The organism is Glycomyces sp. TRM65418 (genome assembly GCF_019710475.1).
Lineage (GTDB): Bacteria > Actinomycetota > Actinomycetes > Mycobacteriales > Micromonosporaceae > Glycomyces.
On the sequence record NZ_JAJFAX010000015.1, the window covers coordinates 26,794 to 47,109 of the forward strand.

Genomic DNA, 20,316 nt, shown 5'->3' on the forward strand with positions numbered 1-20,316 from the left:
TTCTCGGTGCGAATCCTGGGTTCGCGTCCCGGACTAGCAGTCGTCGCGGGCTGCGACGGCCAAGTCCGGGAAGTCACTGAAGACCGCGTCGACCCCGAGGTCGTAGAACAGCTCGTACTCGGCCTCGTAGTCGCCCCACTCGGCCGGGTCGGCGCCCTCGCGGAGGTTCGCGGGCAGGAACTGGTTCTCGGCGCGGAACGTCCACACATGCACGTCCAGGCCCCGGTCGTGGGCCCGCTCGACGATGTCGGTCGGCTCCGAGACCGAGCCGTCCGCGCCGCGCGGGAAGATGCGGTTCTTGTTGAGGCTCACCGTGTCCAGCGTCTCGGCGTACTCGTCGAGCTGCGCGTCCGCGATCGCGCCCTGGCCGTCGATGTTCAGGCCGATGGGGTTGTCGACGCGCTCGGCGATGTTGAGCAGGCTCTGGTACTCGAACGACTGGATCCACACCGGCGACCGCTTGCGGTCGAGCTTGCGCTCCTCCAGCAGGTCGGCGAGCGCGTCCTCGATGCTCATCCCCTGGTCCTCGTAATAGGCCGGGTGCTTCATCTCCGGGTAGGTGACGACCTTCTTCTTGCCGAGGGTCGCCACGTAGTCGAGGATCTCGTCGTACGTGACCAGCTGGAATTCGCCGTCGTGCTCGGCGCTCTCGGGGCGCAGCTCCGGCAGGCGCTCCTCGGCGCGGAGGGTCTTGAGCTCGGCGAGCGTGAAGTCGTCGGCGAAGAAGCCGGTCACGGGCTTGCCGTCGATGAGCTTGGTGGTCTTGCGGTCGGCGAACTCGGGGTGCTCGGCGACGTCGGTGGTCTCGTCGAGGACGGGCTCGTGGCGGGCGAGCAGCTCGCCGTCGGCGGTGAGCACGAGGTCGGGTTCGATGACGTCCGCGCCGAGTTCGATGGCGAGCTGGTACGCCTCGAGCGTGTGCTCGGGCAGGTAGCCGCTGGCGCCGCGGTGCGCGATGACGATCGGTTCGTCGTCGTCGTGGTGATGGTGGGGCTTGGCGGCGGCGGGGGCGGCGGCGAGGCCGACGAGGACTCCGGCGGCGGCGATGGCGGCCGCGCCGCGCAGGAGCGCGCTCTTGCGGGACATTCGGTCCCCTTCCATTTGCTGTTCGATGGGGTCTGGGGACTCTCAGCGAACCCTGCGCAGCGGTCCCTCGGCCTGCTCGCGGTTGAACGGCACTTGAAGACTGGCTGAAGACGGCAGACGCCGATACGCGGCGCGCCGATATCGGGCCCGCCGATGTGGGAGCACGGAGGCCGCGGGGCACCGGCAGCGACCCACCAGTGCGGATGTCGACACGGGCCTTCAACGGCACCGACGCGAAGTGCCCCGCGGCGATACCGCGGGGCACTCGCTTCGCGTTCAGCGGCTCCTGTCGCTGTGCGGCCCTTAGGCGGCCGTGAGGAGTTGCGAGGCGGCCAGGTCGCGGTACAGCTCGTCGTTCTCGACCAGTTCCGCATGGGTGCCGACCGCGCGCACGAGCCCCGCGTCGAAGACGACGATCTGGTCGGCGCTGGTCACGGTGGAGAGCCGGTGGGCCACGACGAGCACGTTCGTCCGCTCGGCCGCGTCGAGCATCACCTGCTTGAGCGCGGCCTCGTTCGCGGCGTCGAGCTGCGAGGTGGCCTCGTCGAGCAGCAGCAGGCGCGGCTTGCGCAGCAGCGCCCGCGCGATCGCGACGCGCTGGCGCTCGCCGCCCGAGAGGGTCGTGCCCCGGTAGCCGATCCGGGAGTCGAGCCCCTCGGGCAGCTTGCCCACGAGCTCGGTCAGACGCGCGACCTTCACGACCTCGTCGAGGTCCTCGTCGCTCGCGTCGGGGGCGGCCATGACCAGGTTCTCGCGGAGCGTGCCGTCCAGGACCGGCGCGTCCTGCTCGACGTAGCCGATGACGCCGCGCAGCTCCTGCAGCGGCCACTCGGTGACGTCGACGCCGTCGACCTTCACCGACCCGGTGGTGGCCGGGTAGAACCGCTCGATGAGCGAGAACACCGTGGTCTTGCCGGCCCCGGAGGGGCCGACCAGCGCGGTCAGGCCGCGTCCGCTCGACGCGAAGGTCACTCCATGGTGGACGAACGGCAGATCGTCGGCGTATCGGAAGGTCACGTTCTCGAACGCGACCTGCGCGGGGCCTTCGCGGGTGGTCAGGCGCTCGGCGGCGACGGGCTCCTCGGAGTCGAGGTTCGCGACCTCTTCGACCCGGTGGATCGCGGCCAGGCCGGTCTGGAGCTGCGAGAGCGAGGCGACGAGGCCGTTGATCGGGCCCATCAGGTAGAAGAGGAGCAGCAGGAAGCCGATGAGGGTGCCGACGTCCATGGCCCCGGAGGCGACGCGCGCGCCGCCGACGCCGAGGACCATGAGGAACGCGATGTTGACCGGCAGGAACGCGACGACGCCGGCCAGCGCCTCCCAGAAGGAGGCCTTGACGCCCTTGTCGCGGGCGGTGGTCGCGGCGGCGTTGAGCCGGCCGATCTCGTGGTCTTCGGCCCCGGAGGCCTTGACGGTGCGGAAGGCGCTGAAGATGCGCTCCAGAAGCGATCCCATGTCGCCCAAGGCCTTCTGCGAGTCGACGGTGGCGCTCTGGATGCGCGGCATGATGAACAGCATCGTCACGGTGACGAAGGCGACCATGGCCATGGTGGTGCCGAACAGGGTCAGGTCGAGCCAGGCCATGAGGCCGATGCCGCCGAGGATCATGAAGCTGTCGGTGACGCCGCCGATGACGGTGGTGCTGGCGACCGTGCGCAGGAGGTTGGTGTCGGAGCTGAGCCGCGAGACGAGGTCACCGGGCTTGAGGCGGTCGACTTCGGCGACCTGGAGGCGCACGAGCCGGTCGATGAGCTGCTTGCGCACGGTGAGGACGACGTTCTGACCGGCGATCTGCATCAGGTAGGGGCCGACCGCGCCGAGGGCGCCGCCGATGACGACGACGGCGGTGAGGTAGAGCAGGGGTCGCGTGAGGGATTCGTCGTTGGCGAGGGTGTCGATGACGTCCATGGCGATGAGCGGCTGGACGAGGCCGACGAGGCCGCCGGCGAAGGAGAGCGCGCCGCCGATGAGGAGGAGGCGCAGGTGATGGCGGGCGTAACCCCACAATCGGGTGATCGGGGCACGGGCGGGAGGTGCTTCCACCGCCTCGGGCGCGGGTGCGTTGGTGTCGGTCATTGGTTTCCTCAAATGGTGATCGACTCCGCCGGGTGCTGCGGAGGAATTTCACGCTACCCGGCAGGTGCGACACCGGAGTCGGCCGAGGGTCGCAGTCGGTCCTCATCCGAAGGTCGTAGGACCCGTGAACGGGCCGCGCCGTTCGGCGAGCCCGACGAGCATCCCGCTCAGTCCTCGGCGAGGACGACGATCTTGTCGCCCGGTTGGAGCATGAACTGCGTGCCCTTGTCGGGGTTGAGGCGCACGCCGTAGTCCGGGGCCTGCTGCGCTTGGGCCGCCACGCGGTAGCCCATGGCCGCCTCGCCGCGGCGGCGCGCCGATTCCACGACCGTGTAGAAGTTGACCGGCACGCCCGTCCGCACGTAGTGCTCGGCGGGCTTGAGGTAGATCTCCGAGCCCTCGGGGCTGAACAGCTGCCCGAACACCTGCGAGAGGTGCGGGTTCTCGGCGGTCTGCGTGAGCAGCAGGCTGATGATCTTGTCGCTGACGATGAAGTCGTCGGCCTGCGTGACCTGTGCGAGCGAGCGGTTGCGGTCGTCGGCCATCTCCGAGACCACCTTGAACTTCTGGCCGGCCCGCTGGGCCATGTCGCGCAGGTGGAGCAGGGTCACGAGGGTCTTGGAGTCGGCCATCTGCGGCGCGACGTCGTCCGCGCACAGCGCGATGATGTGGTCGTACGAGCCGGGGTTGAGGGATTCGAGGAGCCGCCGGTCGGTGGGGTCGTCCTCCTTGAAGTTCAGGCCCTGGACGCGCATGGTGGGGCCGATCTTGCGGATCGCCTCGGCGGCGTCGGGGTGGTCGCTCACGACGTCGGTGATCGATCCGGGGGCGACGTACTGGTCGAGCTGTTCGAGGACCATGCGGGTCTTGGCGTTCCAGCCGAGGATGAGGGTGCGCTCGGGGCGGCTCCCGGCTTCGGCGCGGGCGACGATGGCGCTCTCGTCGATGACGGGACGGGAGCCGTCGAGCACGATGGCCGAGTCGTCGGCGGCGATGAGGATGAGCTTGTCGCCGGGCTGGAGCGCGGCCGAGGACGGCGGGTTGATGATGCACCGGCCGTCCTTGGTGAGCACGCCGATGAACGACGAGGTGCGGTACGAGTGCATGGCCTGGCTCAGCGGCCGCCCGAACAGGCCGGGCTCCTCGACCATGTAGATCTCGTCGCCGCCGAAGTCGAGCAGGTCGGTGTAGACGACCGAGAGGCCGGACTGGCGGCAGGTCTGCACCATCAGGCGCGCCATGAGGTCGTTCGCGTCGACCACGTGCGCCGCGCGGCCCCCGGCGAGGCGGGCGGCGGGCAGGTTCCGGCCGTCCTCGACCGCGCCGACCACGTGGCATTTCAGGCCGCCCCTGCCCTGGGTGACGGCGAGGAGACTGCGGACGAGCTGGGCGTCGGGGTCGTCCTCGGCGGAGGTGAGGAGGATGACGCTCTTGGCCTGGCCGGGGTTGACGATGCCGATGTCGTCGAGGTCGGCGGGGTCGCCGGTGCGGCAGACGATGTGCGTGGACTTGAGGTCGGGGATCTTCGCGCGGATCTCGTCCTCCATCTCGACCTTGTCGCGGTCGGCGAGGATCGCGATGCACGCCCGCTTCTCGCTCGCGTTGGCCTCCACCAGTTCCGAGATGACGATGAAGACCTGATCCGACCATCCGAGAATGACGGTGTGGTCCTTCTCGACGACGAGCGAGCGGCCTTTCCTGAGGTCTTCGAGTTTCGCGTCGAGGCCGGTCGTCAGGACGCCGACGAGCGACGAGAGGATCACCAGTCCGCCGATGGTCGTGGCGAACATGATGACCATGTAGCCGTATCCGACGCCGTCTTCGGCCCCGGTGATGGTTCCGGCGTCGAGGATGTGGATGAACGACGTCCACAAGGTACCGCCGACGCCGTCGCCCTTGCCCACGAACAGGAGGAACAGCGCGCCCATCGCGGTGAGCGCCAAGGTGATCACGGTCAGCCAACCGATGAGCGCTTTCGTGCCCTTCGACATGGTGTTGTCGAACCAATAGCGCGTCCGCTGCTTGAACGTCGGCTCGGACATCGGGGCGTCCTTTCTGGGGAACGGCTTCGACCGGCCGACTCGGGGCGGAGGCGAGTGAGGCCGGGAGGAGTGCTGGGGGTGTCGACCACTACTACTGCATTGCGTCCACTGCGACCGGTCGCGATGGAAGCGCTACACGGGGTCACGTCGTTTCGAGAGGCGCCGAAGGCATGCGCGGCGGGCGACGGCGATCCCTACCCTAGAACGGAACATGAACGGCCGCCGAACCGGATCCGGGCGCGATTACGACCACCACGGACGACCGCTCCTCGCAGCACCGTCCGACTAGGGCGTCCGAGCCCTTCGCGGCATCCCGAGATCACGGAGGACCGACAGCAGTCCCAGCCTGTTGACGCCGCATCCAGGGCGAGGTCATGAACCGGCCTGCACCGCGATGCCTCCGGAACGACCCGCCATTCAGTGCAGCTCGGCGTTCACCGGGACCACTTGGATCGCGAGCGCGGTGTGGCGCTTCGGGACCGTGAACCGAGCCGCCTCATCGAACGCGTGACCGCGACGGTAGGCCGTGAGCTGGAGGTTCACCCCGTCACGGCATTCGGTGTCCCATTCGCGCACCTCCGCGGCCACGCGCGCCGCGAGCGCCGCGCCGCTGGGGCCGTGGCCGCGCACGCCGATCTCGGTGCCGCTGCGGGTCCGGCGGCAGACCAGGTACGCGAAGTCCTCGCCCTCGACCACGGCCGGGTTCGCCCAGCGCATCAGCAGCCGCTGCAGGCCGTGGTCGCCGAACGGGGCGCTCATGCGCCCGTATCCGACGAACGCGCAGGCGAGCCAGAGCGACAACTGGGTGGCGTCCTCGTTCTGGTTGAGCTGCACGCCGGTCCACGCGGTCATCCCGCGGCCGTCGAGCGCGCCGCGCGCGCCGTCGGCCCCGACCTCGTGCTCGACGTGGAAGGTCATGATCCGGCCTTCGGAGAGCTCGACCGTCCGGCCTTCCTGGCTGCCGAGGCCGCGCATGGGCATGAAACCGCAGCTCACAATGGACCTGCTGCGCATCACGCCGTCGACGTGGTCGAACGCGACCGAGTGCTCGCAGCCGCGGATGCTCAGGGGCGCGACGAGTCGGCCGCCGTCCACCAGTTGGTCCCACCAGGCCGGAGGCAGGTCCCAGGTGCCGACGGTGGCGATGAGGCGGTCGTAGGGGGCGCCGTCGGCGCAGCCCAACTGGCCGTCGCCTTGGACGACCCGGACGCGTTCGCCGCCGACCTCGTCGAGGGCCTTACGGGCGCGCCGGACCGTGTCGGCGTCGATGTCGACAGTGGTCACCGAGCCTCGGGGGCCGACCATCGAGTCGAGCAGTGCGGCGTTGTAGCCGGTGCCCGCCCCGATTTCGAGCACGCGGTGGCCGGGGCGGACGTCGAGCTGTTCGAGCATCTCGGCGACGATCGAGGGCTGGGACGCGGAGCTGAGGGCTTCGCCGTCGCTGTCGCGCTTGGTGACGTACACGTCGTCGGCGTAGGCGATGTGCAGTGGGGCTTCGGGGACGAAGCGGTGGCGGGGCACGGCGAGCATCGCCGCCTCGACCGCCTCGGTTCGGATCACCCCGTTGGAGCGCAGGCTTCCCACGAGGCGGGTGCGCAGCAGACGCGCCTCGTCACCGGAAGTATCGGTGTGATCACCCACGCTTCCAAGCGTACGTCCGATGTGCCACGTGCGCCTCCTCCAATTCCAGCGAATGAATGAGTCGAGGATCTCGGAAATCGGTGAGCGGCTGCCGCCCTCGACCACCAGACAGGTGGTAGTGGTCGCCGTCCCTGATCCTCACTCCCGGGAAGCGGCCTCGGCGACCCTCGCAGGCCGTGAATGCGCTCAGCTGCCAGCATCCCGCGCAGGTACGACAAGAACCGCGACGCACCGCCGCATTGTCACCCGATCAGGCGTCTCAACGCGAGCCCGGCTCGGCACAGCGACGCCGGCGAGCCCGGACCGGCGCGGCGGGCACTGAGCGGGGCCGGGCCACTGCGAACGCACACGGCCATCGGTGGGAGCGGCCCGCCACCGTACCCGCTCCGGCCGTGCGGCATCCGGGGCGGCCGCCCGACCGCACGGAAACGGCGGCCGGGCTGCCGGCGCCGCGCACTCCCGCAAGTGCGATGGGCCGGTCGGCTGGCCGCCGTCGTGCTATCTCACCTCATCGCCCGCGAGCCCTGACGCGCGGCTCCCCCGCGAGTCGGACCCGCCATCGCCCCGGACGTCAACTCGACGCGACCCGCAATCCGAGCGCGACCATCACCCCGCCGGTGACGCCGTTGAGCCACGCGCGCACCCGCGGCCGCTCGAACACCCGCCGCACGAGACCGATCAACCCGGCCAGCAGGAAATAGCAGAGCGCGCTCACCGTCATCCCCACGGCCGCGAGCTCGCCGATCAACAGCCACTGCGAGCCGCCGTCGTCGATGAACTGCGGCATCAGGGCCGTGAAGAGCACGACCGCCTTGGGGTTGAGCAGGTTGCACAGCAGGCCGGACCGGAACGCCGCCCACGGGCTCATCTGCCGCCCGAGTCGGATCGCCGCCGCCGGCCGTCGGCGTTCCTTGATCGCCGTGCGGATCGAGCGCAACCCCACGTAGACGAGGTACGCGGCCCCCGCGACCTTCACGACCGTGAACGCCAGCGCCGAGGCCGCCAGCAGCGCCGCGAGACCGATCGAGGTCGCGACGACCCACACCGAGATGCCGAATCCGATTCCCGCCGCGGTCCACATGCCGCTCGCGCGGCCGGACATCACGGTGTTGCGCACGACCATCGCGAAATCGGGCCCCGGCACGATGGCGGCGACGAGGATCGCCAGCGCGAAGATCAGCAGCACGGTCATGAAGGCTCCCCGGTTCGGTGCGGACGCTCCGATGCTGCCACCGGATCAGGGGGAGCGCATCAGCACGATGACGGGGTTCGACGACGGGGTTCCGGCCTCGGTCGAGCGGGCTCGATGACCGGGTTCGACGAGCCGGGTCGGCGATCGGGTGCGGCGGTCACGCGCGACGGTCGACGGGGACCGCTGCGACGACCGGCTCGGGTCGGCTCAAGGCCGGATTCCCGCCGGGTTCGGCGGCCAGGCCCGGCCCGGCACCGGCACCGGGTCTCAGGCCGGATCCGCGAGGCGCCAGTACTGCTTCTTGTCCTTGTCGTGCACCACGACCCCGAGTTCGGACAGCTCCTCGGCCAGTTCACGCAGATCGCTCGCGTTCGACTTCTCGAGCGCCTGCTGGCGGGCCTTCAGCACCGGGTTCGCCCCCTTCGGCAGCCCCTCGGCCCCAGGCACCCAGCGGCGGAACTCCCCGGCGTACGGGTCGCCGTCCGGCAGCCACGTGTACCCGTACCTGCGCAGTGCGGCCGCGAGCCGCTCGCGGCTCAGGTCGAACTCGACCGAGGCGATCTCCTGGCGGCGGTGCCCCAGCACCACCATCCGCTTCTCCTCGACGAACACCGAGGCGACGTCGGCCCGGTCGATCTCGCGCTCGTAATCGCCGCGCTTGAGTCCGAGCCGGTCGCGTCCCACCGTGACCTTGAGCATCTCGTGGACCGCCCAGAGCGCCAGCAGGAACCCGACGAGCAGGCCGAGCCCGATCGCGACGATGAGCCGCACCGGCTCGGACAGCTCCGTGAACAGCTCGAACAGCCCCTGGAACGGGAACCACGAGAGCCCCACGATCCAGTCGACGATGAACGTCAGCCCCCATCCGATCGCGGCTCCCACGATCGGCAGGAGAAGGCACAGGGTCGGGCCGATCCATGCGGCATCGGCCACGACGACGCTGTCGGTGTCATGGGCGCGGTCGGTGGGCATCTGGCAGCCGCCTTTCCGTGGGAAGGTGAACGACCCTACTGTAATCACACCTCTTGAGCAGGCAAAACGCCGTACCTGAGTACTACTGCCAAAGGATGACCGCCACGGCCGCAAGCGATACGGAAGTCGGCTTCGACGAGCTCGGGTCATACCGAAGTCAGGCCATGAAGCGCCCGGCAGCGGCAACGAGCGGCCCCGTCAAGGCGTCACCGCCCGCGCGACGAGCCCGCGCTGCATGCGACCGAAACGCCTGCGAACCGCGTGCTTCCCGGCTACGATCCACACGATCCGATTCGGTCCCGCTGGATCCGATTCGATCTCATTCGAACCGGTACGCGGCCGATGACTCGCGCCGTGCGCGAGAAAGGTCGGACCCGACGTGAAGCACCGTCACTCCCGCCGCCTGATGGTCACCGCTGCGGTCACGGCCATCGCAGCGCTCACCATGGCCGTACCCACCGCGGCGGGCGCCGCACCGCTCACGCCTGCATCCGCCGCTACGGTCGCATCGTTCGCCGACGCCGAGGCGGGCGGCCACTATGTCGACATCGTCCTGACCCAGGGCAAAGGGAGCTGCAAGGCCGCCAACGTGCCCGTCACCGCGGCCCCGCCGGGCAGAGTCAAGATCGACGCCGACGACGTGGACCTGAACTGCTCGGGCAGCATCGACTTCTCCTTCACGCGGGACTCCACGTTCACCTTCGACGACGCGAAGGGCACCGCGACCGCCGACGTGGTCCGCATCGTCGGCCGCAAACACGGCGTCAGCTGCGGGTACGAGGCCACCCGAGTCGCGCTCGGCCGCGAAGGCGCCACCCGCCAGTACACCGGAGGGCCCTACACCGGCAAGAAGGCCCAAGGGTCCTTCCTGTGCCCGCGCACGGTCAAGCTCCACGCCGCGTCGTTCACGTTCCACCAGTGAGGGTCGGTCTCCGCCTGAACCGGCCGGCCCATCGGAAGTTCCGCTACCCGTCCGAGGTTCAAGCGTCGGGCCGCGGAGCGGCTTCGATCTGACCGAACCCGGCCGAACACCCGTCGACGGCGATCGCGACCGCGCCGATCATCTCGTCCATGTGCCCTGCTTCAGCGGGCGTTCGGCCCGTCACTTGACGACGCGGTAGTCGATGTGGGTGGCGTAGGGGGAACGGCGGACCGTGATCGGTTCCAGTTCCAGACGGGCGCCGAGCGCGCCGAACAACGGCACGCCGCCGTCGAGCGGCACCGGCGCCACATGCACCCGATCCCGTCGGCCAGACCGGCCTGCGCGACCTGCTGGACGACGTTCGCGCCGCCGCCGAGCCCGTGCTCGGGAGTGTCATCGGGGGCGGCGACGAGTCCGTCAAGCGACATCGAGATGTCGACCTTCACCGAGCCCGTGGGTCCTCCGTCGCATCGTGGAAGCGCGGTGCCTGCTGTGACGAGGCGAGGCCGAGGGATTCACCGGACCCGCCCCCTCACCGTCATCCTGCCTCTCTTCGGGCGGTGCGGGCGCGCGGCGATGTAGCCACTGGTGGCGCCGTTCGGAGTCCAAGGCGCGCAGTCGGTTCCCCGCTGGCTCCGGAAAAACCCGCGTGAGTGGCGCTCGCGGTCCTTAGACTGCGGTGATGGCGATTCGATGGACGACCGCGTTCTGGGACTTCCCCGCCGAGGGCTTCGAGGACGGCACGGCCTTCTGGCTCAAGGTGACCGACTCGACGCTCTCGCCCCGCAGGGGACCGGACCGCGAGTTCGCGACGCTGATGCCGAACGGCGGCGACCCCTGCCTGCGGGTGCAGCGCATCCAGGACGGCAAGGGCGGCAACCACGTCGATCTGCATGTGGACGACGTGGAGGCCGAGACCGAGCGGGCGCAGTCGCTCGGGGCGTCGCTGGTCCTCGCCGAGCCGGGCCTCACGGTCCTCACCTCCCCCGGCGGCTTCACGTTCTGCCTGGTCGACTACGACGGCGAGGCCGAGGTGCCGGCGCCGGTCCTGTGGCCGGGCGGCCAGCGCAGCAGGCCCGACCAGATCTGCATCGACGTCCCGCCGCAGGCCTTCGACTACGAGCTGGCGTTCTGGCGCTCGCTGACCGGCTGGCCGCAGTCGGGCTCGGACTGGCGAGAGTTCCGGCGGCTCCTGCCGCCGTCGGAACTCCCGTTGCACTTCCTCCTGCAGCGCTTGGACTCCACGGAGCGGGGCCAGAGCGCGAGGGCGCACGTCGACCTCTCGTGCTCGGATGTGGACGCCGAGGTCGAGCGGCACGTCGAGCTGGGTGCGGAGAAGGGCGGCCGCCACGCGCATTGGCAGGTCATGCGCGACCCGGCCGGACTGGTCTACTGCATCACCGACAAGGACCCGGACGGCCACTGGCGGAAGCTCGCCTAGGCGTCGGCCGCGGGGCGGCGCCGGGCGAACACGGGGAACATGGCCGCGGCGACGACCACGTGCATCATCAGGAGCGCGGCCTTCGTGCCGGGGGTGGCCTCGGCGAGCAGCGGCGGGAAGATCTCGAGCACGAACACGATGGTGGCGCCGGCAAGCCACATCACGGCGGCTTTCCGGGGTGCGAACCGGTCGAGCAGTGCCCTTGCGGCCCAACCGAGGCCGCTCGCGACGAGGGCCGCGATGACCGAGTTGGCCATGGTCACGGGCCCGATGCCCTGGCCGGGCATGGGGGCCTCCATCGCGGCGCCGGCCGCCGTCGCGACCGCGTGGACGATGGCGGTGCCCGCGGCCGCCGCGACGACCGCGATGAGCCGGGTCCGCCGGACCGGAGCGGCCTTCCGGGTCTGCGGTCGCGCCTTACTGTCGATATCGGACATTGCTTGCCTCCACTGCCTTGGGGTTCGTTTCGGGTGACTGCATCGACGGTAGGCCGGCGGGGGCGTTTCGCCCTTACGCGAGCGTCCCGGTTTCATACGCGATCGTGCTCGGCCGCTCCCGATACGCTCGGGGTGTGGATGTGCTCAGCGATGTGCTCGCCGTACTGCAGACCGGACGTCCTTTCGCGGGCCGGTTCAACCGGACGGGGCCCTGGTCGAACCACCACCGCAGCCACCCGGACGCCTTCGGCGTGCAGATCGTCCTGCGCGGCGGCGCGGTCGTGACGACCGAGGCCGGAACCACGTTCAAGCTCGACGAGGGCGACGTGCTGGTGCTGCCGCGCGGCAGCGCCCACACTGTCGCCGACTCGCCCGACGCGCCGCCCGGGCCGCCTTGCACTGCGGGCGATGAGCGCGCGGGAGTAGTCCTGCGTTCGGCCGAAGACCCTGACGCCACCCACGTCTCGCTGTGTCTCGCCTATGAGATGGCGCCGGGCCGCACCCATCCGATGCTCGCCGCGATCCCCGACTTCGTGCGCCTCCCCGCCGATGCGGCGGCCCGGCCCGAACTCGCCGGCGCGATCGCCATGCTCGACGGGGAGCTGCGCGCCGAGCGCAGCGGCGGCGACACGCTCGTGACCGCCCTGCTCGACGCCGTGCTGATGTACCTGCTGCGGGCGATGCTCGAAGGCCAGGCGCGGCACTGCGGGTTCGACGGTTGGGCGGCGGCGCTCGCGGACCGCTCCGTCGGGGCGGCACTGCAGGCCGTCCACGCCGAGCCGGAGCGGCAGTGGTCGGTGGCGTCGCTCGGCGAGGTCGCCGGACTCTCGCGTTCGGCGTTCTCGCGGCGGTTCACCGAGCTGGTGGGCCAGCCGCCGTTGGCGTACCTGACGTCGTGGCGGTTGACGCTGGCGGCGCGGCTGCTCGCGGACACGGACGCGCCGCTGGCGACGGTGGCGCGGCGGGTCGGGTACGCCTCGGAGTTCGCGTTCGCCGCCGCGTTCAAGCGCGACTTCGGCCAGCCGCCGGGCCGCTTCCGCAAGCGGACGCCCGCCTGCGAGGCCGCGCCCGAGGCCGTGTTCCGCCCCGAGCCGGCACGGGCCGCTTAGGCGTTCACGGCGCGCTTGCGGGCGGCGATCGCGATGACGAGCACCGGGATCAGCAGCAGGGCGCCGATCCAGAGGACGCCCGTGGGGGCGGTCGCGTCCACGACGTAGCCGCCCGCGAAGGAGCCCGCCGCGATCGACAGGTTGAACATGACCGTGTTCAGCGAGGTCGCGATCTCGACCTCGCCGGGCCGCACCGAGTTCATGTACCAGGTCTGCAGCGCCGGGGAGACCAGGCCGTAGCCGACGCCCCACAGCACGAGCACCGCGGTCGCCGAGAACAGGTCGCCGACCGCGAACGCCATGAGCGCCATGCCGAAGGCCATCGCCACGCCGAGCGCGGCGAGGGTCCCGCGCAGGCGCGTGCCGATGAGCGAGCCGGACGCGACCGTGGCGACGAGCGCGGCCGCGCCGAAGGCGAGCAGCAGGCCGCTGACCTGCCCGGCGGCGATGCCGTTCGCCTGGAGGATCGGGCTGATGAAGGTGTAGGCGATGAAGTGGCCGGTGACGATGAAGAACGTCAGGGCCAGGCCGATGCGCACGCCCTTGTTGTCGCGCACCATCCTCGGCAGCGACGCGAAGGAGACCGTCGTGTTCGACGGGAGCTTCGGCACGAGCACCGCGATCGCGGCCATCGCGACGACGGCGAGCCCGGCGAGGGCCCACATGGCGGCGCGCCAGCCGAAGTGGTCGCCGATGAGCGTCCCGGCCGGGACGCCGAGGACGGTGGCCGCGCCGATGCCGCCGTAGATCGCGGCGGTCGCGCGCGGCACGTCCCGCTCGGGGACCAGGCGCAGCGCGATGCCGCCCGCGACGGCCCAGAACGCGCCGATCGAGAGACCCACGAGCACGCGTGCGGCCAGGAGCAGTGCGAACCCGGGGGCGAGCGCGGCGCCGACGTTCGCACCGGCGACGAGCACCGCGAGGCCGATGAGCACGAGGCGGCGGTCGACCTTCCGGGTGAAGACCACGGCCAGCGGGGCGGAGAGGGCGGCCACGAGGCCGGGGACGGTCACCATGAGGCCGGCGGTGCCGGCGCTGACGCCCAGCTCGGAGCCGATCGGTGTGAGCAGGCCCACCGGGAGGACCTCGGAGGTCATGACGACGAAGACGCCGAGCGCGACGGCGGCGACGGCGAGCCACTGCTTGCGCGTGGCGCGCTCGGTCGCGGCGGGGGGGCGCGGGGAGGGGACGGGACGGTCGAGGGTGGTCACTGCGGCGGTGCTCCAAGCGGTCGGTTCTCGGCTAAGAGGCCCATCGGGCCTAATTCGCCGGAACCGGTCCACCACTCGGTCCGCGCGTCGGTGACACGGGCTCAGCGTGCACAGGGGCTCCATGCCTCGATGAGGCGCTCGGCCGAGGAGCGGGAAGCTCCCCTTGGCGGTGTACGCGCGTCTGCCCTGACCGGAAGCACGGGGCCTCCGGGGCGTCGCCTTGACGCCAACGATACCAGCGCCCGCGGCCTGTTCGAAACCTCGAACGCCTGTCGCCTCGACGACCATGCGGGACGGCCCCTGAGGCGTCGCCGCCCGGTTGCACGCCCATGACAGACTCGTGCTGCGTCGCACGCAACAAGCGTGCGTTCACGAAAGGATTGGCGAGCGGATGTCAGCAGAAGGCGGCACCAAGGCGATCGTCGCGGCCCTCTTGGCCAACACGGGTATCGCGATCAGCAAGTTCATCGCGGCGGGGATCACGGGTTCGGCCTCGATGCTGGCCGAGGGCGTCCACTCGGTCGCCGACGCGTCCAACCAGGTCCTGCTGCTCCTCGGCGGCAGGGCCTCCCGGAAGGCCGCGAGCCCGGCCCACCCGTTCGGCTACGGGCGCGAACGCTACATCTACGCGTTCATCGTCGCGATCGTGCTGTTCTCCATCGGCGGCGTGTACGCCCTCTACGAGGGCTACCACAAGCTGACCGATCACGGGCACGGGCTGGAGGCGCCGCTGGTGGCCGTCGTCGTGCTGGTCGTGGCCATCGTTCTCGAGATCTTCTCCCTGCGCACCGCGGTCAAGGAGTCGAACGCCGTCCGCGGCGAGCAGACCTGGGTGCAGTTCATCAAGGGCTCCCGCTCCCCCGAGCTGCCGGTGATCCTCCTGGAGGACATCGGCGCGCTCGTCGGCCTCATCCTCGCGCTCTTCGGCGTGGGCCTCTCGTGGATCACCGGGAACGTCGTCTTCGACGCCCTCGGCACCCTCAGCATCGGCGTGCTGCTCGTGCTCATCGCCATCGTGCTGGCCATCGAGATCCGCTCGATGCTCATCGGCGAGTCCGCGACCCTGAAGGACATCGAGAACATCAAGGACGCGATCAAGCAGGACGGCGCGAGCCAGCTCATCCACCTCAAGACCCTGCACGTGGGCCCCGAGGAGCTGCTCGTGGCCGCGAAGGTCGGCATCGCCCACTCCGTCACCGGTGAAGAGGTCGCCGCCCAGATCGACGCGGCCGAGGCGCGCATCCGCGCCGCCGTGCCGAAGGCGAAGATCATCTACATCGAGCCGGACATCCCGCGCGTCGACGCTTAAGGTCGACCCATGGCGAAACTGGTGCTGGACCTGCACGACATCTACAACAAGGGCGGCCTCATCGAGAAGGCCCTGCGGGACGTGATCGACGAGGCGGTCGCGAAGAAGATCGACCTCGTGGAGATCATCCCCGGCAAGGGCTCGGGCCAGCTCAAGAAGAAGGTGCTCAGGTTCCTCGACCAGAAGGAGGTCAAGGCCCTGTACCACCGGGTGGACAAGGACTCGAAGAACTTCGGGCGGCTGTTCGTGCATTTCCAGCACAAGGACAAGCGGAAGAAGCGGTAGACGGCGGGAACGGCGGCGCCTCCCCAGTGGGCGCCGCCGTTCCCGCGCCCCCTAATCGATCAGCATCCGCTCGCGCTCGCCCGCCTCCGGGGCGCCGAGCAGTTCGAGCAGCCGCAGCACCGGAACCCGGTAGCTGTGGCCGATCCGAAGGACCTGGACGGGGAACTGTCCGTCCTTCGCGAGCCGGTAGGCGACCGTCCGGCCGATCCCCAGGATCTGCGCGGCCGTCTCGACATTCGTCATCACCCCGAGCGACTTGACGCGCTCGACCGTCCAGATATCGTCGATGACGACACTCGAAGGCCCCACCTTCGCATTCGGTGTCATGTTCGTCCTCTCCGGCGTGCCGAGCCGACACGGGGTGCATCGGCCGGGTGACGCCTAGGACCAGTCGACCCCACCCGGCACCGCCAAGTCCAGAGCGCCGCGCCGAATTTCACTCTTACGCGTGGTATGCAAGCGCTCACCCGTCCATGATCATTTTGGGCGCGAAGGGGTTTCATCACTGGGGCCGTCTCATACCGGCCCCGCGCCGCTCCAGTGACCGGTCGGGGTGCGCCGCGGAAGAGCATAGGTTAGCCTTGCCTATATGCCAGATGACGCCGGCTTGAACGGCCGCGCCCTCCGATGCGCCTACTTCGGCGAAACCGTCGTCCACGACGCCGACATCGCCCTCCGCGGCGGCGAGGTCACCGCGCTCCTAGGACCCAACGGGTCCGGCAAGTCGACCCTCCTGCGCTCCCTCGCCCGCCTCCACAAGCCCGAGCAGGGCAGCATCGACTTCCCCGACGGCGCCGACGCGGCCGCTTTGAGCCCCAAGGACTTCGCCCGTCGCGTCTCGCTCCTGGCGCAGTCCCGGCCCACGCCGGGCGGCATCCGCGTCATCGACGTCGTCGGCTACGGCCGCCACCCCCACCGCGGGCGCTGGCGCCAAGGCGACGAGGAGGGCCCCGCCAAGATCGAACGCGCCATGGCCATCTGCGGCGTCGCCCACATGGCGAGCCGCGGCATCGAGGCCCTCTCCGGCGGCGAGCGCCAGCGCGTCTGGCTCGCCTCCTGCCTCGCCCAGGACACCGGCGTGCTCCTCCTCGACGAGCCCACCACCTACCTGGACCTGCGCTACCAGGTCGAGATCCTCGACCTCATCCGCGACCTCGCCGACGACCACGGCACCGCCGTCGGCGTCGTCCTCCACGACCTCGACCAGGCCGCCGCGGTCGCCGACCGCGCCGTCCTGCTCCAGGAAGGCCGCGTCAAGGCCTCCGGCACCCCGGGCGAGGTGCTCACCGCCGAGAACCTCACCGCCGCTTACGGCATCGACATCCGCGTCGACACCGACCCCGCCACCGGCCTGCTCACGGCCCGACCCATCGGCCGACACAGCCGCCGGTTCGCGAGCACCGCCACCGACTGAACGAAGGAACTCGATGCGCCTCCCCGATCTCAAGCGATCCGCCGTGCCCGCGGCCGTCGCCGCCGCCCTCCTCGCCGCCACCGCGTGCGGCACCACCGAGAACGGCGCGGACGACGCCGGGACGAACGCCGACGCCGGCCCGGTCTCGGTCACCGACTTCCTCGGCCGCACCGTCGAACTCGACGCGCCCGCCGAGAAGGTCGTCACGCTCGAATGGGCCGAGACCGAGATCGCCGCGAGCCTCGGCGTCATGCCCGTCGGCGTCGCCGACATCGAGGGCTACCGGACCTGGGTCGGCGGCACCGTCCCGCTCGACGACACCGTCACCGACGTCGGCACCCGCCAGGAGCCCTCCGTCGACACCATCGCCGGGCTCGACGCCGACCTCGTGATCATGGAGGCCGACGACCAGGAGCTCATCGCCAACATCGAGGAGTTCGTGCCGGTCCTGGTCGTCGAGGGCTCCAACGAGACCGACAACCTCGACCGCATGAAGCGCGACGTCGACATGATCGCCGAGCTCACCGGCGCCACCGCCGAAGCCGAGACCCTCTGGGCCGACTTCGAGGCCAAGGTCCAGGAGACCGCCGACGCGATCGAGGCCGCCGGCACCGGCGGCGTCCCCTACCTCTTCGCGGACGGCTGGATGGAAGGCGACGCGGTCGCCGTGCGGCCCTTCGGCGCCGGCTCCCTCGTCGGCTCCCTCGGCACCGCCGCGGGCCTGGAGAACGCCTGGACCGGCGAGACCGACGGCATGTGGGGCCTGGGCACCACCGACCTCGAAGGCCTGGCCCAGTACACCGACGCCGACATGAAGTTCATCCACAACAACGCCGACGGCGGCGACATCTTCACCGAAGGCGTGGCCGGCAACGCCATCTGGGAGAACCTCCAGTTCGTGAAGAACGGTGAGGTCCATGAACTACCCCACGGCGTCTGGACCTTCGGCGGCCCCAAGTCCTCCGAGGCGCTCCTCGACTACTTCGCCGAGGTCTACGCCAGTTGAGCACCCTGAGTTCGCCGGCGCGACCGGAGGCCCCCGCCCCGAAGGCCCCGCGCCTCCTTCCCGCGGCGGCGGTCTTCACCGTCACCGTCGGGGCCCTGGTCGCGCTGGCGGCGCTCCACCTCACCCAGGGCACCTCCGCGGTCGACGCCGGCGACCTGCTGCGGCTGGTCACCGGCAACGCCGACGCGGGCGTGTGGCACGTCCTCGAAGGCTCGCGGCTGCCGCGGCTCACCGGCGCGCTGCTCGTCGGCATCGCCCTCGGCGCCTCCGGCGTGCTCCTCCAGTCGATCGCGCGCAACCCGCTCGCCAGCCCCGACACGCTCGCCGTCAACGCCGGGGCGTACCTCGCGGTGACCGCCGTCGCGGCCTTCGGGATCACGCTGCCGTTCCTGTCGGGGATCGGCGTCGCGTTCACGGGCGCGCTCCTGACCGCGGGACTCGTGCTCGCCCTGTCGGCGGGCGGCGGCGAATCGGCCACGACCCGGCTCATCCTCGCCGGATCGGCGACCGCGATGGCCGCGAACGCCCTCGTGTCGCTGCTGCTCCTGCTCTTCCAGGAGGAGACGACGGGCCTGTTCGCGTGGGGCTCGGGCAGCCTCAACCTGGCCGGGTTCGACACCTCCGCGCAGGCCGCCCCGCTCGTCCTGCTCGCGCTCGCCGCGGCCATGCTCATCGGCTCGCGCCTCGACCTGCTGCGCCTGGGCGACGACACCGCCTCCAGCCTCGGCGTCCACGTCCGCCGCACCCGCCTCGTCGCCGTCCTCTGCTCGCTCCTGCTCGCCGCGTGCGCGGTCACGGTGGCCGGGCCGATCGGCTTCGTGGGCCTCGCGGCGCCCGTGATCGCCCGCCAGATCGCACGGCGGATCCCCGTCCTCCTCGCGCACCGGATCCTGATCCCGTTCGCCGCGCTGTGCGGCGCCCTCGTCATCGTCGGCGCCGACCTCGCCGTCCGCGCGATCCTCGGCGCCGACAAGAGCATCGAGATCCCCGTGGGCGTCACGACCACGCTCCTCGGCGCGGGCGTCATGGTCTGGCTCGCGCGCTCGATGACCAGCGCCGGATCGGAGGACCGCCCCGCGATCCTCCACGGCGCGGCAGGCCGCGGCCGGACCGCGTACCTCCTCATCGTCGGCGGCCTCACGGCCGCCTCGTTCGCGGCGCTGATCGCCGGGATGCTCTCCGGGGACACCATGCTCCTCGGCGGCGACCTCGTGAACTGGCTCGCGGGCAGGACCGGCGCCGGGTACACGTGGATCATCGACCAGCGCTACCCGCGCGTCCTCGCCGCGATCCTCGCCGGAGCCGCCCTCGCGTGCGCGGGCACGGTGACGCAGGGGATCCTCCGCAACCCGCTCGCCGAACCGGGCCTCCTCGGCGTCACCGCCGGGGCCGGCGTCGCCGCGGTCACCCTCATCACCTGGCTGCCGGACGCGGGCGCCTGGCCGATCACCGGCGCCGCCGCCGTCGGCGGCCTGGGCGCGTTCGCGCTCGTCTACGCCCTCGCCTGGCGCGGTGGCCTCGACACCTCGCGCCTCGTCCTCATCGGCATCGGCGTGTGGTCGATCGGGATGGCCGCGATCACCCTGATCATCCTCGCGTCGGACCCGTGGAACACGCCGAAGGCGATGACGTGGCTGTCCGGCACGACCTACGGCAGGACCGCCGAGCGCCTGATCCCGCTCGCGGCCGCCATGGCCGTCGTGCTGCCGCTGATCGTCGCCCACCGCAAGGAGATCGACCTCCTCTCGCTCGACGACGACACCCCGAGGGTCCTGGGCGTCCGCCTGGAGCGCACGCGCCTGCTCCTGCTGGGCGCGGCCGCCGTGCTCACCGCCGCCGCCGTGGCGGTCGTGGGCGTGATCGGCTTCGTCGGGCTCGTCGCCCCGCACCTCGCCAGGGGCCTCGTCGGCAGCCGCCACGCGCGCGTGCTGCCGGTGTCGATCCTCCTCGGCGTGCTCCTGGTGAGCCTCGCGGACACCGTGGGCCGCACCGTGATCGCGCCCGCGCAGATCCCCGCCGGCCTCGTGTGCGCGCTCATCGGCACGCCGTACTTCATCTGGCTGCTGTGGAGGACCCGCGTCAGAACGTGAGCATTTGAGGGACCGGTCGATCGGGATTCACCCACGATTCACCGCGAAGGCCGACCATCGAATCGACGACCACACCGATTCGA

Annotated in this window: 18 protein-coding genes; 8 read left to right on the plus strand and 10 right to left on the minus strand. The window is 70.8% G+C overall.

Annotated elements, in window-relative coordinates; genetic code table 11:
- Positions 1-33: 33 nt before the first annotated feature.
- From K3N28_RS22100 to K3N28_RS22125, 6 genes are all read right to left on the minus strand, one after another.
- Positions 34-1,086 (minus strand): glycerophosphodiester phosphodiesterase family protein, encoded by a 1,053-nt coding sequence (locus K3N28_RS22100; RefSeq protein WP_228094927.1) that lies wholly within the window; start codon positions 1,084-1,086, stop codon positions 34-36.
- A 303-nt stretch (positions 1,087-1,389) separates the two neighbouring features.
- Entirely contained in the window at positions 1,390-3,162 is a 1,773-nt protein-coding gene (locus K3N28_RS22105; RefSeq protein ID WP_228094928.1) for an ABC transporter ATP-binding protein, read from the minus strand.
- A 167-nt stretch (positions 3,163-3,329) separates the two neighbouring features.
- On the minus strand, positions 3,330-5,204 hold the full coding sequence (locus K3N28_RS22110; RefSeq protein ID WP_228094929.1) for an NAD-binding protein: 1,875 nt from the start codon (positions 5,202-5,204) through the stop codon (positions 3,330-3,332).
- 417 nt (positions 5,205-5,621) lie between these two features.
- Positions 5,622-6,845: a methyltransferase, FxLD system gene (gene fxlM, locus K3N28_RS22115; RefSeq protein ID WP_228094930.1), complete on the minus strand. Its 1,224-nt coding sequence runs from the start codon at positions 6,843-6,845 to the stop codon at positions 5,622-5,624.
- Between the two features lie 571 nt (positions 6,846-7,416).
- Positions 7,417-8,037, minus strand: coding sequence for a LysE family translocator (locus K3N28_RS22120; RefSeq protein WP_228094931.1), 621 nt, complete (start codon positions 8,035-8,037; stop codon positions 7,417-7,419).
- A gap of 267 nt (positions 8,038-8,304) precedes the next feature.
- Positions 8,305-9,009 (minus strand): hypothetical protein, encoded by a 705-nt coding sequence (locus tag K3N28_RS22125; protein WP_228094932.1) that lies wholly within the window; start codon positions 9,007-9,009, stop codon positions 8,305-8,307.
- Positions 9,010-9,388: 379 nt separating this feature from the next.
- Between K3N28_RS22125 and K3N28_RS22130 the strand changes: the two genes are divergently transcribed.
- Positions 9,389-9,931, plus strand: coding sequence for a hypothetical protein (locus tag K3N28_RS22130; protein ID WP_228094933.1), 543 nt, complete (start codon positions 9,389-9,391; stop codon positions 9,929-9,931).
- Between the two features lie 180 nt (positions 9,932-10,111).
- On the opposite strand, the gene K3N28_RS23295 is transcribed toward K3N28_RS22130, so the two are convergent.
- The gene (locus K3N28_RS23295) at positions 10,112-10,246 is read right to left on the minus strand and encodes a hypothetical protein (protein ID WP_255640307.1); all 135 of its coding nucleotides are present in this window, start codon (positions 10,244-10,246) and stop codon (positions 10,112-10,114) included.
- 367 nt (positions 10,247-10,613) lie between these two features.
- Here K3N28_RS23295 and K3N28_RS22135 point away from each other — a divergent pair, with 367 nt between their 5' ends.
- Positions 10,614-11,372, plus strand: a complete 759-nt coding sequence (locus K3N28_RS22135; protein ID WP_228094934.1) for a VOC family protein — start codon at positions 10,614-10,616, stop codon at positions 11,370-11,372.
- Here K3N28_RS22135 and K3N28_RS22140 read toward each other — a convergent pair.
- On the minus strand, positions 11,369-11,809 hold the full coding sequence (locus K3N28_RS22140) for a DUF6069 family protein (RefSeq protein ID WP_228094935.1): 441 nt from the start codon (positions 11,807-11,809) through the stop codon (positions 11,369-11,371). The genes K3N28_RS22135 and K3N28_RS22140 overlap by 4 nt on opposite strands.
- Positions 11,810-11,943: 134 nt before the next feature.
- Between K3N28_RS22140 and K3N28_RS22145 the strand changes: the two genes are divergently transcribed.
- Positions 11,944-12,918, plus strand: a complete 975-nt coding sequence (locus K3N28_RS22145; RefSeq protein WP_228094936.1) for an AraC family transcriptional regulator — start codon at positions 11,944-11,946, stop codon at positions 12,916-12,918.
- Here the strand turns inward: K3N28_RS22145 and K3N28_RS22150 are convergent.
- On the minus strand, positions 12,915-14,129 hold the full coding sequence (locus K3N28_RS22150) for an MFS transporter (protein WP_228094937.1): 1,215 nt from the start codon (positions 14,127-14,129) through the stop codon (positions 12,915-12,917). The genes K3N28_RS22145 and K3N28_RS22150 overlap by 4 nt on opposite strands.
- Positions 14,130-14,520: 391 nt before the next feature.
- Between K3N28_RS22150 and K3N28_RS22155 the strand changes: the two genes are divergently transcribed.
- Together K3N28_RS22155 and K3N28_RS22160 are read left to right on the plus strand one after the other, a co-directional pair.
- Entirely contained in the window at positions 14,521-15,438 is a 918-nt protein-coding gene (locus tag K3N28_RS22155; RefSeq protein ID WP_228094938.1) for a cation diffusion facilitator family transporter, read from the plus strand.
- Between the two features lie 9 nt (positions 15,439-15,447).
- Positions 15,448-15,723 carry a Smr/MutS family protein gene (locus tag K3N28_RS22160; protein WP_228094939.1) on the plus strand — a complete coding sequence of 92 codons (276 nt, stop codon included), beginning with the start codon at positions 15,448-15,450 and terminating at the stop codon, positions 15,721-15,723.
- Between the two features lie 51 nt (positions 15,724-15,774).
- Here K3N28_RS22160 and K3N28_RS22165 read toward each other — a convergent pair whose 3' ends face one another.
- The gene (locus K3N28_RS22165; RefSeq protein ID WP_228094940.1) at positions 15,775-16,050 is read right to left on the minus strand and encodes a helix-turn-helix domain-containing protein; all 276 of its coding nucleotides are present in this window, start codon (positions 16,048-16,050) and stop codon (positions 15,775-15,777) included.
- Between the two features lie 262 nt (positions 16,051-16,312).
- Here K3N28_RS22165 and K3N28_RS22170 point away from each other — a divergent pair, with 262 nt between their 5' ends.
- The 3 genes from K3N28_RS22170 to K3N28_RS22180 are packed head-to-tail and all read left to right on the plus strand — an operon-like array spanning position 16,313 to position 20,233.
- Positions 16,313-17,137 carry an ABC transporter ATP-binding protein gene (locus K3N28_RS22170; protein ID WP_304608754.1) on the plus strand — a complete coding sequence of 275 codons (825 nt, stop codon included), beginning with the start codon at positions 16,313-16,315 and terminating at the stop codon, positions 17,135-17,137.
- A 13-nt stretch (positions 17,138-17,150) separates the two neighbouring features.
- The gene (locus K3N28_RS22175; RefSeq protein ID WP_228094941.1) at positions 17,151-18,143 is read left to right on the plus strand and encodes an iron-siderophore ABC transporter substrate-binding protein; all 993 of its coding nucleotides are present in this window, start codon (positions 17,151-17,153) and stop codon (positions 18,141-18,143) included.
- 5 nt (positions 18,144-18,148) lie between these two features.
- On the plus strand, positions 18,149-20,233 hold the full coding sequence (locus tag K3N28_RS22180) for an iron ABC transporter permease (RefSeq protein WP_374209859.1): 2,085 nt from the start codon (positions 18,149-18,151) through the stop codon (positions 20,231-20,233).
- Positions 20,234-20,316: the final 83 nt, after the last annotated feature.

Excerpts from the sequence above, each read along its gene's own strand:
- K3N28_RS22100 (WP_228094927.1), bottom strand. The coding sequence starts at position 1,086 with ATGTCCCGCAAGAGCGCGCTCCTGCGCGGCGCGGCCGCCATCGCCGCC.
- K3N28_RS22105 (WP_228094928.1), bottom strand. The coding sequence starts at position 3,162 with ATGACCGACACCAACGCACCCGCGCCCGAGGCGGTGGAAGCACCTCCC.
- K3N28_RS22110 (WP_228094929.1), bottom strand. The coding sequence starts at position 5,204 with ATGTCCGAGCCGACGTTCAAGCAGCGGACGCGCTATTGGTTCGACAAC.
- K3N28_RS22120 (WP_228094931.1), bottom strand. The coding sequence starts at position 8,037 with ATGACCGTGCTGCTGATCTTCGCGCTGGCGATCCTCGTCGCCGCCATC.
- K3N28_RS22125 (WP_228094932.1), bottom strand. The coding sequence starts at position 9,009 with ATGCCCACCGACCGCGCCCATGACACCGACAGCGTCGTCGTGGCCGAT.
- K3N28_RS22135 (WP_228094934.1), top strand. The coding sequence starts at position 10,614 with ATGGCGATTCGATGGACGACCGCGTTCTGGGACTTCCCCGCCGAGGGC.
- K3N28_RS22140 (WP_228094935.1), bottom strand. The coding sequence starts at position 11,809 with ATGTCCGATATCGACAGTAAGGCGCGACCGCAGACCCGGAAGGCCGCT.
- K3N28_RS22155 (WP_228094938.1), top strand. The coding sequence starts at position 14,521 with ATGTCAGCAGAAGGCGGCACCAAGGCGATCGTCGCGGCCCTCTTGGCC.
- K3N28_RS22160 (WP_228094939.1), top strand. The coding sequence starts at position 15,448 with ATGGCGAAACTGGTGCTGGACCTGCACGACATCTACAACAAGGGCGGC.
- K3N28_RS22165 (WP_228094940.1), bottom strand. The coding sequence starts at position 16,050 with ATGACACCGAATGCGAAGGTGGGGCCTTCGAGTGTCGTCATCGACGAT.
- K3N28_RS22170 (WP_304608754.1), top strand. The coding sequence starts at position 16,313 with ATGCCAGATGACGCCGGCTTGAACGGCCGCGCCCTCCGATGCGCCTAC.
- K3N28_RS22175 (WP_228094941.1), top strand. The coding sequence starts at position 17,151 with ATGCGCCTCCCCGATCTCAAGCGATCCGCCGTGCCCGCGGCCGTCGCC.